Source organism: Ruminococcus sp. (assembly GCF_024684275.1).
This window is the reverse complement of record NZ_JAIKXF010000096.1, coordinates 14,848-28,213: the sequence shown is the minus strand read 5'-3', so window position 1 is coordinate 28,213 and position 13,366 is coordinate 14,848. Positions and strand designations below refer to the sequence as shown.

Sequence of the window (13,366 nt, the reverse complement as noted above, 5' to 3'; positions counted from 1 at the left end):
GGCTCATCACGCACCATAGACCTGTGAAGCTATATCCACGGTCTGCTTTGCGTCCTTTGCGTAGTAATCAGCGTGTATCTGCTCGGCGTATGAAGCGGTGAGAACAGCTCCGCCCACAACAGTCTTGCACTCTGGGTACTTTTCGTTGAGCTGTTTTATAGTTTCAGCCATAGCGCCGAGGGTAGTTGTCATCAGCGCGGACAGTCCCACAAGGCTTACCTTGTGCTCAATAGCCGCATTTACTATAGTTTCGGGAGGCACGTCCTTTCCTAAGTCTATGACCGTGAAGCCGTAGCTGTCAAGGAGGACCTTGACGATATTCTTGCCTATATCGTGTATATCGCCGTGGACCGTGGCAAGCACCACCTTGCCCTTGGATACGCTCTCGCTGTTTGCTGCAGAGAGCCGTGTTTTTATGACCTCGAAGCAAGCCTGAGCCGCTTCTGCGGTGAGTATGAGCTGAGGCAGGAATATCTTGCCCTTTTCAAACTTAGCGCCTGCGTTGTCAAGAGCAGGGATAAGATAGCCGTTGATTATCTCCATAGGAGGGACGGTATACATAAGCTCCTCGGCGGCTTTCACAGCCTGATTTTTCAGTCCGTTTTCCACCGCGTACATTATATCGGGAGCTCCCTTGTCCTGCGCAGGAGCAGGAGCCTTCGGCGCATTGTCGTCCTGAGCGTATATGCTTATGAATTCGGCGGAGTTGCGGTCTATTCCTGCAAGAAGCCTGTAGGCTCTTACAGCTCCGATTATTCCTTCGATATTGGGGTTTATGATAGGCAGGGTAAGTCCGCTGTGAAGCGCCATAGTGAGGAATGTACGGGTAATGAGCTCACGGTTCGGCAGACCGAAGGAGATATTGGATACACCAAGCACCGTATTCAGTCCCAGCTCTACCTTTACTCTGTGGAGAGCGTTGAGAGTTTCCATAACGCCGTCCTGCTCGGCAGAAGCCGTCAGTGTAAGGCAGTCGATGAATACGTCCTCTTTGGGTATGCCGTACTCCATAGCGCGGCGGAGTATCTTTTCCGCGATAGCAAAGCGCCCGTCGGCAGTTTTGGGTATGCCGCCCTTGTCAAGGGCAAGTCCCACCACGGAAGCGCCGTATTTTTTAACAAGCGGAAGTATAGCCTCTAAGGACTCGTCCTCTCCGTTTACCGAGTTTACGATAGGCTTGCCGTTGTAGACACGCAGACCTGCTTCGAGTACCTCGGGAATAGTGGAGTCAAGCTGCAATGGCGTATCACAGACGCTCTGTATAGCCTTTACAGCGGTTATCATCATTTCCTTTTCGTCGATACCCGGGAGTCCCACATTTACGTCGAGAATTTCCGCACCTGCGTGTATCTGCTCAACAGCCTGACTGAGGATATAGTCTACATCATGAGCGAGGAGAGCCTCCTTGAAGCGCTTTTTGCCCGTAGGGTTGATACGCTCGCCGATAACACGGGGCTGATTTATGGTAACGCAGTTCACCGCTGAGCAGGCTATGCTTGCGCGGACTATCTTTCTTGTCTGACGCTCCATGCCTGAAAGAGCCTCAGTCATAGCTGAAATATGGTCAGGAGTAGTTCCGCAGCAGCCTCCGAATACGGTAACGCCTGCCTTAGCCAGCTTTACGGCGCTTGCGGCGAAATCACCGGGATCAACGTTGTATTCGTTGGTGACAGGATCGGGAAGTCCTGCGTTTGGCTTGGCTATGACGGGAAGAGTTGTTAGAGCGCATATCCTGTCGAGAACAGGGAAGAGCTCCTCAGGACCGAGAGAGCAGTTTACGCCGATAGCATCAGCTCCCAGACCTTCCAGCACAGCCACCATACACTCAGGGGAAACGCCTGTAAAGGTTCGCATATTCTCTTCAAAGGTCATAGTGACGAGAACGGGCTTGTCCGAGTTCTCCTTTGCGGCGAGAACAGCGGCTTTTACCTCATAAAGGTCGGTCATAGTCTCGATAACTATCACATCGGCGTCCCTGCCTGCGAGGACAAGCTCCTGATAAACATCGTAGGCTTCCTCGAATTTAAGCGTACCCGCAGGCTCAAGGAGCTGTCCTATAGGACCAAGATCAAGAGCCACAAGAGCACGTCCTGCGGCGGCTTTTTTTGCGTTGGCAACGCCTGCCGAAACTACTTCATCAACGGTATGACCGCATTTTGCCAGCTTAAAGCGGTTTGCGCCGAAGGTGTTGGCGTAGATTATATCAGCGCCGCTTTCAACGTACAGGCGGTGTATCTTCATTATAGCCTCGGGATCGGTTATATTCAGCAGCTCGGGTACGTGCTCGGTCTTTATGCCGTGCGCCTGAAGCATAGTTCCCATACCTCCGTCAAGAAAGACGAAGCTGCTGCTTTCAAGCAGGGAATAGAAATCTTGGGACATATTTATCTCCTTTTTATTCGGATTTGAATGTGCCTATGCAGCGGAAATTGCTGAGATTTTCCTCAAGGTCGCGGAGAACTGCCTTTACGCTTGGATCAGAGAGCTTTCCGCTGAAATCGAGGAAGAACATTACGTCAAAGCTGCCGTCACGGATAGGACGGCTCTCGATCCTGAGCAGGTTCATGCCGTTTACATAGAATTTTGTCAGCAAACGGTAAAGACTACCCTCGGTATGGGGGATAGTGAGCATTACGGAAACAGCGTCCGAAGCCTCGTCTACCTGCAAGTCCCTTGAGATTATGATGAACTGAGTGCGGTTTATGGTACAGTCCGCAATATCACGGGCGATTATTTCGAGACCGAGCTTTTCTGCACAGGAAGTTGAGCAGATAGCTGCTATAGGCTCGCTGCTTCTGAGCACCTTTTCCGCAGCAGTTGCAGTATTGCTGTATTCTGACTTTTTCAGCCTTGTCTTGCTGAGGAACACCTCGCACTGTGAAAGAGCCTGCCTGTGCGAATAAACACAGGTTATATCCTCTAATTTAGTGCCTTTTTTAGCTGCAAGGCAGTGGTCTATCTCTAAAGTCACCATTTTCACGATGTAAAACGGATAATTCGCCATAAGGTCGTAGGTGCTGTCCACAGAGCCTGCGGTGGAGTTCTGAACGGGAAGAACGCCGTAGTCCACCTCTCCTGCCTGTACAGCCTTGAATACATCTTCAAATGAGGGGTAGAATGTGAATTCTCTGCTTCCGAATACCTTTTCGGCAGCCGCCTCGGAATTTGCGCCTGATGTGCCCTGACAGCCTATTTTCTTTGCGCCTGCAAAGTCAGGAGCAGTATATGTGTAATCATGGGAATCCGTAAGGATAGAGCGGTTCTGTAGTATCTTGCTTATATCCATGATATTGGTAAAGAGTGCAGATGTGCCGTTTTCGAGCTTTGGGTTATTGGTGAGAGACTTGATACGGTCGATTATCTCCTGCTCGCGTCCACCCTGAAATACGGGCATTTTGTGCTCCTTTTTATAGTCAGCAACGCCCTTGCAGAGCTCCATGCGCTTCATAAAGAGTGAGAGAATCTCGCTGTCTATAGCGTCTATGCCGTCCCGAAGCTGTTTAAGATCCATATAAAAAATACCTCCGTTTTTAGCCGTGAGCCCTCAGCTGTCTGTGACCAAGCCTGAAGGCTCATTGATATACCTCACATATTATAGCATTTATTTTTGTAGAAATCAATAAAAAACGGATAAATATATTGCATTGGCTACTTGTTTTATGTTATAATAATACAGTATATAGTGAGTAACTATGACTATACGAAACTTTTAACATAATAAAAGGTAAAAACATTGAAAAAAGTCAGAATACTGGGGATAGATCCGGGTTATGCCATAGTCGGATTCGGAGTTCTGGATTATGACGGCGTAAGGTTCACCCCCATAGAATACGGAGCAGTGCTCACCGAGGCAGGAACGCCTTTTCCCGAGCGGCTCAGAGCCATTCATGAGGATATTGAGTTCATATTCAACAAATTTGCCCCCGATTGTATGGCGATAGAGCGGCTTTACTTCACAACCAACCAGAAAACTGCAATAGACGTGGCACAGGCTCGCGGCATCACCGTTCTTTCGGCGGCAACAAGGAATATCCCTGTTTCGGAATATACCCCATTGCAGGTAAAGCAGTCTGTGGTCGGCTACGGAAAGGCGGAAAAGAAGCAGGTCATGGAGATGACCAAGCAGCTTCTCGGACTTGCACAGATACCCAAGCCCGACGATGCGGCGGACGCTCTTGCAATAGCTATATGCCACGGGCATTCCGTCAGGTGGAGCTGACGGAGATCGAGATCAGGAATGGAGAATTGAAGATAAATGATATACAGTGTAAAGGGTAAGCTCATAGTTAAGGAGCTGGGCTTTGCGGTAATAGAATGCGGCGGCGTGGGTTATGGCTGCAAGACCTCCTACAATACGGTCTCACAGTTAGGAGAGATAGGCAGCGAGGCTATGCTGTACACATATCTTTACGTCAGGGAGGACGTGGTCGAGCTGTTCGGCTTCGCCACATTACAGGAGCTGAGCTGCTTCAAGCTGCTCATATCCGTTTCCGGTGTGGGACCAAAGGCGGCAACGGCTATACTCTCAGACGTTACCCCCGAGAGATTCGCCCTTCTTGTAGCATCGGGCGACAGCAAGGCTTTCACCAAGACAAAGGGCATAGGAGCTAAGACTGCTCAGCGCCTTGTGCTGGAGCTCAAGGACAAGATATCCTCGGAATCCATAAGCGGCAGTATCAGCAGCGATGCTGCTGAGCTATCACATATCGCCTCCGGAGCAGCCTCGTCATCGGTATCGGAGGCTCTCGAAGCACTTATGGTGCTTGGCTATTCTCAGGGTGAGGCAGCACCTATACTCAGCAAGCTCGACCAGTCACTGAGCACACAGGACCTCATAAAGGAAACACTAAGACTAATGGCGGCAAAAAATATGCGCTAAAAATATGAAGCAAGGAAGGTTATTGTTATGATGAATCTTGACGAATTGCTGAAAGCGGCAATAAAGGATCCCTCACAGCGCTCGCTGTTCTTACAGACGCTGATAAAAAGCGATGTCTATGTCATCTGCAAGAATCCCGTAAAGCAGGAGCGCGACAGAGCTGAGGGCGGTATACAGCTTGAACTGATAACCACACAGAATCCTGACGGAGAAGTGTTCATACCGTTTTTTACAAGCTATCGTGCGCTCCAGCAGTTTGCAAAGCGCTACGTTGACTGCTACAAGATAAACTGCCTCAGACTTTTTGACCTTATACAGTCCGTATCGGCAGTATTGAACCCGAATTCCTACGGCAAGGAGTTCTCATCACAGGAGATAAAGAGCATACTGATGATAGCCCGCAACCTGAAGATAAAAGCTATCTCATATAACGAGGCGGATATAATCAGCTATCGTCCCGTAGAGCATTCCGTGAGCCATATCACAAGGGCTGCGAGCAAGTTCCTCTCAAAGCAGCCTAATGTTGACCGCGCATTCATCATGGAGATGATAAAGGGCTGTGAAAAGCCGCAGATACTTCTTGTCCTTGACATGATGGGCAGCACAAGAAAGCTTTTCGTGCCGCTGTCAAAGTACCTTTCCAAGACAGTAAAGGCTAACGAGCATCTGTGCTTCATCAGCTATGAGCAGGAAATGGGCAAGAAGGCTGCGGAGACAGTAGAGCCTTTCTATGTCCGCAAAAAGAGATTTTTCGAGAAATAATACAGAGGTGTTTTTTTGATACAGACAGAGGATATGGAGTTCGCTCCGAGGATAATAACCCCCGAGAATACCACGGAGGACAGCGACGTTGAGATAAGTCTCAGACCGCAGACTCTCCACGAGTATATCGGTCAGGACAAGGTCAAGGAAAACCTCGCCATATATATTGAGGCTGCAAAGCGCAGGAGCGAGCCTCTTGACCATGTGCTGCTGTACGGACCTCCGGGACTAGGAAAGACCACTCTTTCCTCAATAATCGCACATGAGCTGGGAGTTAATCTCCGCGTTACCACAGGTCCTGCCATAGAAAAGCCGGGAGACCTTGTATCGCTCCTCACCAGCCTTTCCGACAACGACGTACTTTTCATAGACGAGATACACCGCCTGTCCCGTGCAGTAGAGGAGATACTCTACCCTGCGCTTGAGGACAGGGTAATAGATATTATCATCGGCAAAGGACCGTCCGCGCGTTCAATACGCATGGACCTGAAACCATTTACCCTTATCGGTGCTACCACAAGAGCAGGTCAGCTCTCTGCGCCTCTCCGTGACCGATTCGGCGTTATACAGCGCCTTGAGCTGTATACTAAGGAGCAGCTCACGGACATCGTGAGAAGGAGCTCAATGATACTGGGTATACCCTGTACCGCCGACGGTGCGGCAGAAATAGCAGGCAGGGCAAGAGGTACGCCGCGTATAGCGAACAGACTTCTCAAAAGAGTAAGGGACTTTGCAGATGTAATGGGCAACGGACAAATTACACAGGAGATAGCTTCTATAGCTCTCAGCCGACTTGATATCGACGAATTAGGCCTTGACGGTCTCGACAGGCGTATGCTTGAAATGATAATCAAGGGCTACGGCGGAGGACCTGTAGGACTGGAAACTCTCGCTTCGGCAATAAACGAGGAAAGCGTCACGCTTGAGGATATATGCGAGCCTTTCCTTATGCAGCTGGGATTCTTAGGGAGGACTCCCCGCGGCAGAGTTGCTACCCGTCTTGCTTATGAGCATCTTGGCATAGCTGCTCCCGAGCAGACATCATCAGGCGAGGACGGTCAGATGAGCTTCTGAGGCTTCTTTTACTCAAAGGGGATGAGTATTTATGTTTAGCTTGGCTTCATGGAGATTCAATCTCAGACATAACACAGAACGGGTGGAGCAGCCCGAATTCGGAAAAATGATAAACGGACAGGGTATGGGGCTGGTTTCAAAGCTTCGCTATGGGATATGTCATATGAGCTTCAACGGCTGTGAGGTCATAGCTGTGCATAATGCTCTTGTTTATCTGAATATGCCACAAAAGCTTACCGAAATAGCCTTCTATATGGAGCGTTTCCGACTGCTTCTGGGCTTTTTCGGCTGCAACGTGTATATGCTGGGCAGGGCTTTGAAGCATTTCGAGGCACTGTGTCCGCGTATAAAAAGCGTTGACGGCACTGAGGCGTTCATAGTCACATTCTGGACGAAGCACCCCTTCCTGTCATCTATCCATACGGTGTTCTGCGTAAAGACCGCAGGGGGAATAAAGGTCTATAACCGCTACAACAACGTGGATACAACGTATTTATGCGCTGATCTGGAGGAAATAGCCGGAAAGCGTCAGCCAATAGCGATATATAAGATAAAATGAATAGAGGATCGGAGATACTGATGCATTGTCCGATTTTCAGTAAAATGTAAGGAGATTATTATTAAATGGCGAAACTGTTCGGGACCGACGGTCCGAGAGGTATTGCGGTGACCGACCTCACCTGCGAGCTTGCCATGCAGACGGGAAGAGCTGCTGCAATGGTACTTGCGAAAAAGGACGGCGGAAGATCTAAAATACTCATCGGCAAGGATACGAGACTATCCTCAGACGCTCTTGAAGCGGCTGTCTGTGCAGGGATATGCTCTGTCGGTGCTGATGCCGAGCTTTTAGGCGTAGTTCCTACCCCTGCGGTTGCTCACCTCATAGGCACCCACGAGGCGGACGGCGGCATAATGATCTCGGGAAGCCATAACAGTGCCGAATTCAACGGCATAAAGATATTTTCCTCAAAGGGACATAAGATCATGGAGGACGCCGAGGATGAAATAGAGCGCCTTGTGCTTTATGCCCCCGATGAGATAAGGCTCTGCTCCCATGAGGCTGTGGGCAGAGTGATACACTGTGAAAACGCCATAGGCGAGTACATTGACCATATCAGAGAGGTGATCTCAGATGACCTCAGCGAATTCAGGATAGCTCTGGACTGTGCAAACGGCTGCGCGGCATATACCGCCGGGAAGCTGTTTACTGCTCTGGGAGCTGAGGTGCTGGTCATAGCCGACAAGCCTGACGGCCACAATATCAACAAGGACTGCGGCAGCACCCATGTACATCATCTTATGGAGTATGTTGTGGAAAAGGGCTGCGACTGCGGACTTGCCTTTGACGGTGACGCAGACCGCTGTATAGCCGTTGACGAGCTGGGACAGCTCATAGACGGCGACAGGCTTATCGCCATATTCGCCCGAAGCATGAAAGCACAGGGTACTCTTGATAATAATGCGGCGGTGGTTACGCCCATGAGCTGCCTCGGACTGCGGAAATATGCCGCAGCCAACGATATAAGGCTGGTAAGCTCGGGAGCAGGTATCCGCTATGTGCTTGAGCGTATGCTTGAGGGCGGCTATAAGCTGGGCGGTGAGCCAAACGGTCATATCATCTTCCTTGACGACGCAGGCACAGGCGACGGACAGCTTGCAGGAGCAAGACTGCTGAGCATAATGAAGCAAAGCGGAAAAAAGCTCAGCGAGCTTGCAGGGGATATGCCTGCTTATCCGCAGGTAAAGCTCAATGTCAAGATACCTGCTAACTACAAGGAGCTCTGGAAAAACGAAAAGACCGTTACCGACCTGATTGATGAGTATGAAAATGAGCTCGGCAGCGAGGGCAGGATACTGGTGCGTGAAAGTGGAAAAGAGCCTATAGTTCGCATAATGACTGAGGGCAGAGATTTCGGGCGCATAAACGATATGGCAGTTGAGATAGCTCAGCGTATAAAGGAAAGCTGCGCGTTCAGAGCATGAGCGCGATGAAATATAAGGAGCATTTATTTTGAGAACAGCAAATAACTGGAAGGACTATAAGATATTAGATACATCAGACGGCGAAAAGCTGGAAATATGGGGAGGAGTCAGCCTTGTGCGCCCCGATCCCCAGATAATCTGGAAAACCGAGCGCACCGATCCGCTGTGGAAAACAGCCGACGGACACTATCACCGTTCAAATCAGGGCGGCGGCAAGTGGGAGTTCCGCAAAAGGCTGTCTGAAAGCTGGAATATAAGCTACGGCGACCTGACATTCAATATCCGTCCCACAGGCTTCAAGCATACGGGACTTTTCCCCGAGCAGGCTGTGAACTGGGACTTTATGGCGGATAAGATAAGGAACGCAGGACGCGAGATAAACGTGCTGAACCTGTTCGCTTATACAGGCGGAGCTACCCTTGCCTGTGCTGCGGCAGGAGCTTCCGTGTGCCATGTTGACGCCTCAAAGGGCATGGTGCAGTGGGCAAGAGACAATGCGGCGGCGTCGGGACTTACCGAAAAGCCTATCCGCTGGATAGTTGACGACTGCGAGAAGTTCATCGCCCGTGAGATACGCCGCGGACGCAAATATGACGCGGTGGTCATGGATCCCCCAAGCTACGGAAGAGGTCCCGGGGGCGAGGTCTGGAAGCTTGAAAACTGCGTTTACGATCTTGTTAAGCTCTGTTCGGGAGTTCTCTCCGACGATCCGCTGTTCTTCCTTATAAACAGCTATACTACAGGACTTTCTCCCTCGGTAATGGGATATATACTGGGAACTGTCCTCACTGATAAATTCGGCGGAAATGTCAGCTTTGACGAGATAGGGCTTCCCGTAAAGTCAACGGGAATGACGCTTCCCTGCGGCTCCACGGCAATATGGCAGAAATAAGCCTTCAGCCTTTAGCCTGCAGGGGCGAACAGTGTTAGCCCGTTAATGACTGACAGACTAAAAACAGCATACTGTAGGGGCTGCCTTTGGCAGTCCGCAAATAACGCTAAAACACTTGCTGGAAATATGATATAGGAGAATAATTATGGCAGCAGAAGAAAGATTTGTAAAGATATACAGCAAAGGTACAATGACAAAGAATGAGATATGGCTCGACACAGTGACAGGCGTAAACTACTTTTACCATGCAGCAAGCGGAGGCTACAACGGCGGACTGACACCGCTGCTTGACAAGGACGGCAAGCCCGTGGTATCGTCGACTTCCGAGATAGAAGCAATGAAGAAATAAAGGATAGATATGAAAAAAACACTGTTTGTATTTATAGCGGCTGCAATGCTGCTTGCTGCAGTTTCCTGCGGTAAAGATGGGAAAAAGACTTCCTCTGATGAGGCTTCTCCAAATGTCACGGCAGAGACAACAACAAGAAGTGTCGAAGATATACTTGCAGAGTATACGACCACTGCCGAGGAGCTTGAGAAGCAGATAGCAGAGATGAAAGAAACTGCTATGGAGCGCGTGGACCTTACAGCCCAGAAGCTCCAGAATTATGAAATACCTGACGATTGGAAGGAAATAAGTGACGGAAGGATAAAACTCCTCGTTCCGCCTGATGTTGAGGACAAGAAAACTTCGACAAGCGAGCTTATAAGGGGCAAGTTCCAGAATGAGGATAAATCCGTGGCTGTTACCATAATGAATGGCAACGACTGGAACGAACATTACGAGGCAGAAGATGAAGATAACTATTTTCCTGAAATAAGCGAGGAAAAAATCGTAAAAGCTTTCAAGGAGCTTGGGATAGATTACGACGGCACACGTACCTCGTTCTATAAGGCTGTGCTCTCTTTTACAAGCGCTGACCGCACCGATGAAAACGCCGAGGCTTTCGATACCGCCGCACTGGCAAAGGGACTTTGCTTTATGACCTTCCCCGAGGTGTTCTACGGAGACCACGACGGACACGATGTATACGCTCATGGCTATCCTCCGATAAATCCGCTTGGCAAAAAAAGCAAGAACAGCGATTGCAAATTATGGGTGGGAGCATTTGCCGACAGCAATACAGAATATACGCTCATGGTCACTGCAAGATCGAGAGAGGAAGCTCTCATGATATGCTCGACTATAACTTTTTGTTGAAGAACAGGGATAAATATGGAAAATATAATCGAAATAAAAGGTCTCCATTTTGCCTATGATGCCGACGACGGGGATAAGAAGCCCGTGGAGGTGCTCAAGGGCATAGACCTTGACATAAAAAAGGGTGAGTTCGTAGCAGTGCTGGGGCATAATGGCTGCGGAAAATCCACCCTTGCCAAGCATCTGAACGCTATACTGCTCCCCACAGAGGGCACGGTAATAGTGGACGGCATTGACACGAAGGACGAGAATAAGCTTTTTGAACTCCGTCAGAGAGCAGGAATGGTCTTTCAGAATCCCGATAATCAGATAGTTTCGTCTGTAGTCGAGGAGGACGTTGCCTTCGCTCTTGAAAACCTCGGCGTACCCTATGAGGAGATGCGCAGACGAGTGGACGACAGTCTCAAAGCTGTGGGTATGTACGATTACAGGCTCCACTCACCGAGCCAGCTCTCGGGCGGACAGAAGCAGCGTGTGGCTATTGCAGGCATTATCGCCATGCAGCCCAAGTGCATAATCCTTGACGAGCCCACTGCCATGCTTGACCCTCAGGGACGCAGGGAGGTCCTTGCGACTATACACCGCATGAACCGCGAGCAGGGCATAACAATAGTCCTTATCACGCATTATATGGACGAGGCTGCGGACTGTGACCGTGTCGTTGTAATGGACAAGGGAGAGGTAGTTCTTGACAACGTCCCCGAGAAGGTATTCTCACAGGTGGAAAAGCTGAAAGCTATCGGACTTGACGTGCCGCAGGTAACTGAACTGGTATGGGAGCTCCGCAGGGCAGGCTGTGATATTTCGCCTGAGATAATCACGGAAAAGGACTGCGTTGCGGCAATAGAAAAGCTGTTTGGCAACTGAGTACAGGGTACTCGCACAGGAAAGAAAAGGAGAATAGAATTGGCAATCCTTGAAACACAGGAGCTTACATACACCTACAGCGTGGGTACACCCTTTGAAAAGACCGCTGTAGACCATGTGAGCCTTAAAATAGAAGAGGGCGAAATGGTAGGCGTAATGGGACATACAGGCTCAGGAAAGTCCACCCTCATACAGCATTTCAACGGACTTCTCAAGCCTACGTCGGGCAAGGTGCTCCTTGAAGGCAAGGACATCTGGGCTGACAAGGAAAAGATACGTGATGTCCGCTTCAAGGTGGGGCTTGTTTTCCAGTATCCCGAATATCAGATATTCGAGGAGACCGTCTACAAGGACATCGCCTTCGGTCCTAAGAATATGGGGCTTGACGAAGCCGAGATAAAGCGCCGTGTATATGAGACAGCCCATGATATCGGGCTTAAAGAAGAACTGTTGGAGCGCTCGCCATTCGAGCTCTCAGGCGGTCAGAAGCGCCGTGTGGCTATCGCAGGCGTAATGGCTATGGAGCCAAAGGTGCTCATACTGGACGAGCCCACCGCAGGTCTTGATCCTGCGGGACGAGACAAGATACTCGATCACATCAGGCGCTATCACGAGCGCACAAAGAATACAATACTCATAGTTTCTCACAGCATGGAGGACATAGCCACATTTGCGGACAAGATACTTGTCATGAGCAAGGCTAAGCTCTTCTGCTACGACGAAACGGTAAAGGTCTTTGCAAGAGCCGATGAGATCTCAAATATCGGTCTCGACGTACCGCAGATAACAAAGGTGTTCGGAGAGCTGAGGCGCAGAGGTCTGGATTTCGGCAAAGAGGTCTATACCGTGGGATATGCCCGTGACCTGCTTCTCAGGCACCTGAAAGACAGGGAGGTACGCTGATGCTGAGAGATATTACCATCGGACAGTACTTTCCGGGAGACAGTATTATCCACAGGCTTGATCCCCGATTCAAGATAATAATAACCCTGCTATACATCATCATGCTCTTTTCGGGAGGACATTATGTCTGCCTCCTCGTAGGAGCTGTGTATACCTTCGGAGCTATCTTTCTCTCAAGGATACCCATGAAGATGTTCTGGAAGAGCGTAAAGCCCCTGCTGCCGTTCCTGCTCATAACAGCGGTGCTGAACCTGCTGCTCATGGGTACGGGAGAGGTGCTTTGGCAGTGGAAATTCCTTAAAATCACTGAAAACGGTCTGAATACCAGTATATTCATGGTCATCAGGATAGTGCTCCTTATTATGGGAAGCTCCCTGCTGACCTATACGACCTCTCCTATAACCCTGACTGACGCTATCGAGCGGCTGCTCTCGCCGCTGAGAAAGATAAAATTCCCCGTACATGAGCTGGCTATGATGATGTCTATCGCGCTCAGATTCATACCCACACTCATCGAGGAAACTGACAAGATAATGTCGGCTCAGAAAGCCCGCGGAGCTGAGATAGATACAGGCAGCTTCACTACGAGAGCAAAGAATCTCATTTCCATACTTGTGCCCCTGTTCATATCCGCATTCAGACGTGCGGATGAGCTTGCCACAGCTATGGAGTGCCGCTGTTATCACGGCGGTGAGGGCAGAACAAGACTGAGACAGCTTAAATCTGCTCCGAGAGACTATATCGCACTTGCCGTAACCATTATTTTCCTTGCAGGAGTAATAGTTCTTGGCAGGATATTATAGAT

At 49.8% G+C, this 13,366-nt stretch carries 14 protein-coding genes; 12 read left to right on the top strand and 2 right to left on the bottom strand.

Annotated features, from left to right (window positions below):
* Positions 1-6: 6 nt before the first annotated feature.
* Together K5677_RS10950 and K5677_RS10945 are read right to left on the bottom strand one after the other, a co-directional pair.
* Positions 7-2,382 carry a homocysteine S-methyltransferase family protein gene (locus K5677_RS10950; RefSeq protein ID WP_296727900.1) on the bottom strand — a complete coding sequence of 792 codons (2,376 nt, stop codon included), beginning with the start codon at positions 2,380-2,382 and terminating at the stop codon, positions 7-9.
* Between the two features lie 13 nt (positions 2,383-2,395).
* A complete protein-coding gene (locus K5677_RS10945; protein ID WP_296727898.1) occupies positions 2,396-3,511 on the bottom strand; it encodes a bifunctional chorismate mutase/prephenate dehydratase in 1,116 nt (371 codons plus the stop codon).
* Positions 3,512-3,733: 222 nt separating this feature from the next.
* On the opposite strand from K5677_RS10945, the gene ruvC reads away from it, so the two are divergent.
* From ruvC to K5677_RS10885, 12 genes are all read left to right on the top strand, one after another.
* Positions 3,734-4,219 carry a crossover junction endodeoxyribonuclease RuvC gene (gene ruvC, locus K5677_RS10940; RefSeq protein WP_296727895.1) on the top strand — a complete coding sequence of 162 codons (486 nt, stop codon included), beginning with the start codon at positions 3,734-3,736 and terminating at the stop codon, positions 4,217-4,219.
* Between the two features lie 36 nt (positions 4,220-4,255).
* A complete protein-coding gene (gene ruvA, locus K5677_RS10935; protein WP_296727892.1) occupies positions 4,256-4,879 on the top strand; it encodes a Holliday junction branch migration protein RuvA in 624 nt (207 codons plus the stop codon).
* Positions 4,880-4,906: 27 nt separating this feature from the next.
* Positions 4,907-5,641: an enhanced serine sensitivity protein SseB C-terminal domain-containing protein gene (locus K5677_RS10930; RefSeq protein ID WP_296727889.1), complete on the top strand. Its 735-nt coding sequence runs from the start codon at positions 4,907-4,909 to the stop codon at positions 5,639-5,641.
* 15 nt (positions 5,642-5,656) lie between these two features.
* Complete coding sequence (gene ruvB, locus K5677_RS10925) at positions 5,657-6,715, top strand: Holliday junction branch migration DNA helicase RuvB (protein ID WP_296727886.1); 1,059 nt, start codon at positions 5,657-5,659, stop codon at positions 6,713-6,715.
* Positions 6,716-6,746: 31 nt separating this feature from the next.
* Positions 6,747-7,274, top strand: a complete 528-nt coding sequence (locus K5677_RS10920; RefSeq protein ID WP_296727883.1) for a hypothetical protein — start codon at positions 6,747-6,749, stop codon at positions 7,272-7,274.
* Positions 7,275-7,339: 65 nt separating this feature from the next.
* A complete protein-coding gene (glmM, locus tag K5677_RS10915; protein WP_296727880.1) occupies positions 7,340-8,698 on the top strand; it encodes a phosphoglucosamine mutase in 1,359 nt (452 codons plus the stop codon).
* Between the two features lie 28 nt (positions 8,699-8,726).
* Complete coding sequence (locus tag K5677_RS10910) at positions 8,727-9,590, top strand: class I SAM-dependent methyltransferase (RefSeq protein WP_296727878.1); 864 nt, start codon at positions 8,727-8,729, stop codon at positions 9,588-9,590.
* A gap of 145 nt (positions 9,591-9,735) precedes the next feature.
* Complete coding sequence (locus K5677_RS10905) at positions 9,736-9,939, top strand: DUF6440 family protein (RefSeq protein WP_296727876.1); 204 nt, start codon at positions 9,736-9,738, stop codon at positions 9,937-9,939.
* 9 nt (positions 9,940-9,948) lie between these two features.
* Positions 9,949-10,791, top strand: coding sequence for a hypothetical protein (locus K5677_RS10900; protein WP_296727873.1), 843 nt, complete (start codon positions 9,949-9,951; stop codon positions 10,789-10,791).
* 15 nt (positions 10,792-10,806) lie between these two features.
* Positions 10,807-11,658 (top strand): energy-coupling factor transporter ATPase, encoded by an 852-nt coding sequence (locus K5677_RS10895; RefSeq protein WP_296727868.1) that lies wholly within the window; start codon positions 10,807-10,809, stop codon positions 11,656-11,658.
* A gap of 39 nt (positions 11,659-11,697) precedes the next feature.
* Positions 11,698-12,561, top strand: a complete 864-nt coding sequence (locus K5677_RS10890; protein ID WP_296727866.1) for an energy-coupling factor transporter ATPase — start codon at positions 11,698-11,700, stop codon at positions 12,559-12,561.
* Positions 12,561-13,364 carry an energy-coupling factor transporter transmembrane component T gene (locus tag K5677_RS10885; protein ID WP_296727864.1) on the top strand — a complete coding sequence of 268 codons (804 nt, stop codon included), beginning with the start codon at positions 12,561-12,563 and terminating at the stop codon, positions 13,362-13,364. Before K5677_RS10890 ends, K5677_RS10885 begins: the two co-directional genes overlap by 1 nt.
* The last annotated feature ends 2 nt before the right edge of the window (positions 13,365-13,366 follow it).